Here is a 255-nt window from a genome sequence, read left to right as displayed (position 1 = left end):
AAAAGAAATCAATTGAGATTCTCCAAGTAGCGGCGAGCGAACGGGGATGAGCCTGGTGTGATTTATAGTGCAATGAAGTAGAACAACTTGGGAAGGTTGGCCATAGAGGGTGAAAGCCCCGTATACGTAGGTTGCATTAAGAACTAAGCACGCGAACAAGTAGGCCGGGACACGTGAAATCCTGGTTGAATATGGGTGGACCATCATCCAAGGCTAAATACTACTTACTGACCGATAGTGAACCAGTACCGTGAG

At 47.1% G+C, this 255-nt stretch carries 1 rRNA gene; it reads left to right on the top strand.

The features are described 5' to 3' along the window. Positions 1–255, top strand: a 23S ribosomal RNA gene (locus ACWTE2_RS00060); the annotation flags it as partial.

It is taken from the genome of Legionella nigrisilvae (assembly GCF_977063395.2).
Note: the sequence above shows the minus strand (reverse complement) of the source record. Positions and strands in the feature narration are given on the sequence as shown.